General features: G+C 33.0%; 1 protein-coding gene. It reads right to left on the bottom strand.

The features are described 5' to 3' along the window. On the bottom strand, positions 1 to 2,045 hold a 2,045-nt coding region (locus tag AACT21_RS08805; RefSeq protein WP_141195245.1), incomplete at its 3' end, for a transporter substrate-binding domain-containing protein. Positions 2,046 to 2,527: the final 482 nt, after the last annotated feature.

Below are 2,527 nucleotides of genomic sequence, written 5' to 3' on the forward strand. Positions count from 1 at the left end.
GCTTCATCTCTAGAAATTATTAATTGAGAATTAAGATGGTTGATTTCAGTCAAATCTATCCAACCAGTAATAAGTCCTTTAGTTTTTCCATCTACATGATAGGGAACTGACCATTCTTTCAGTACCATCTCCTCATCATCTCGTATGAATTTAATGGTATTGTGAGTTGGTTCAGGTGATTTAAGCATTTCAAAAAATCGTACTTCTTCATTATCCAAAAAGTCTTTACCTAAATGTTTATTCGGATACTCGGAAGTTTTTTTTCCAAGAATACAGAAATCACTTGTATCCTTAGAACTGAACTCAGAAAATGACTTATTGAAATGAACAAACCTAGATTCAGTATCTCTAACAACAATAGGAATAGGAATGCCGTCAATGAGGTTTGCTTTAAATTTCCATTCTGATAATACTTTCTTTCTTCGTATTTCTCTCAGAGAGAAGATAATTAAGTATATAAATATTAAAAACAAAATGACCAATATAATATAGAAATATTGATTAACCTTATCTTCTTTTTCTACCCAAACAGATTCCGAATTTACAAGATAAGAATCCCATTTTTCATTTGATTTATCAATGTAACTGAATCCTAGGCTTGCAATGGATTTATCGAGTATGCTTTTGAGCATCTCATGATGTTCATATTTTTTGCTAATCACAAACCTGAGGTCGCCTTGATATTTTGTTGATATGACTTTATAAGTAAGCTCCTTTTGAAAGTATACATTGACTAAAAAATTCATGACTTCACTGTAACCATAGGCGGAATCAGCACTTCCTTTCGCAACGAGTTCCACTGCCGTTAATGTATTGTCTGTAAAAATTATTTTTGAATTGGGGTAGGTATTTTCTAAATATTTTTTTAAGTTGTAAGTACCAGAAACAGCAATTGTGTTATTTGTATTTTCATTTTTCTTTTTACTGGTAACCACTGAAATTTCGGTTGATGCATAAGGGATGGTGTAAGATAAATAGTCGTCCACTTCCTTTGAATAAGATGCTGATGGGCTCATATTAACACGATTACTCATTATGTTACTCACGATGTCAGGAAGTTTCGTAATTCTTACCCACTGAAACTTCAGCCCCGTTTTTACACCAATTGTTGAAAGGAAATCTGAAATTATACCAGCTTCATTTCCTTTTGAATCGTAGAAAGTATAGGGTGGCAAAGAACTATTGAATGCGACAGAAATAATGGGTTTTTCTTCGGCTATCCATTTTTTTTCAGCTTGTGTTAATTCAATGGGATAGCTATGACTAGCATCGATGTGCCATATAGATTTAATCAGTTGGCTTTTATATCTTAAGTGTTTTAAATTAACCATATTTTTATATTCTGGGTTTTTGTAAATAAGGTATCGTTCAAAATTTTTGTCGAAATACTTAAATATATTTACAGCCTTACTATCAATTTTGTTCATTAAATATATGGCAGAAAAATAATTTATTATGGCGAAATCAATATCACCGTTGATCATGGAAATATAAGCATCATTGGCACTATCGAAATGAACACATTGGAAACTATCATACCCAGAGTCTTGTAGCTCGTTACTAAAGCAATGATTGACATAACCAATCGAAAGGTTGCTATTAAGTTCAGGTCTATCATTAACAGTTAATGCGACATACTTTTCTGAAATGAAGGTTGTCTTTTTATAATCGCCCTCATCAAAACCGGATCCTGCAATTGAAAATTGAATCAAGCCATCGTCCATAGCTCGCTTTAGTTCATCCATCGAAGCGTAAGAAATGTAACGGATGTTATCTTTTTCGCAGGGGAAAATCGTCATAAGGTAATCTGACTCGATTCCAGAAATGTAATTGTCAAATTTTATTCTAAATGGTTCATCCAAGTCATCAATAATACCTATATTGATATTTTCATTACTCTTCTGGCAGGATCTGTCAAGTGAAGAATAAAGCCCACTACTTGGATAAATTTTGCTTATTGAATATTGTGATTCTAATTCAGAAAAAGCAGATGTTGAAAATATGGTGGAAAGTATAATCAATGCTGATTTTAATATGTTGCCCATAGCCTATACACCACTTAATAGCTCTGACTATTGAGTGTAATCTTTCATTAGGAATTATCAAGCTTATCCCTTGTGAGTTCGTGTAAAGCTCGTGAAGAAAGTCTCATATTTTTATGGTGTGGAAGTTTTTTTATGGTGTGGGAATTTTCTTAAGTCATGAGCTGGCTATGGTCTGCTTTGACTGATGCTCATATTATGATGTCACCGAAGGATATGTGTGAATGCATGTGAAATTATGTGAAATTCTCAACCTTGAGATTATTGATGTGGGTGCATGGGTGCATAAGCAGTTTGGTTATAGCTCAATTGACTGAAACTGAAGTGTTTTAAAGCACTAGAATAGTATGGCTCTGTCTGTATTAAAAGCTAAGACTGAACACGGTCATGCTGTATGTACGAATGAATATCTCTGCTGTTTATTTCCTTAATTGATGCTAGTAAGTGATTTCTTCTTTGTAATTGATGGAATCACTTTTTTATTG

This window comes from Vibrio sp. V08_P9A1T1 (assembly GCF_963874405.1).
Classification (GTDB): Bacteria; Pseudomonadota; Gammaproteobacteria; order Enterobacterales; family Vibrionaceae; genus Vibrio; species Vibrio anguillarum.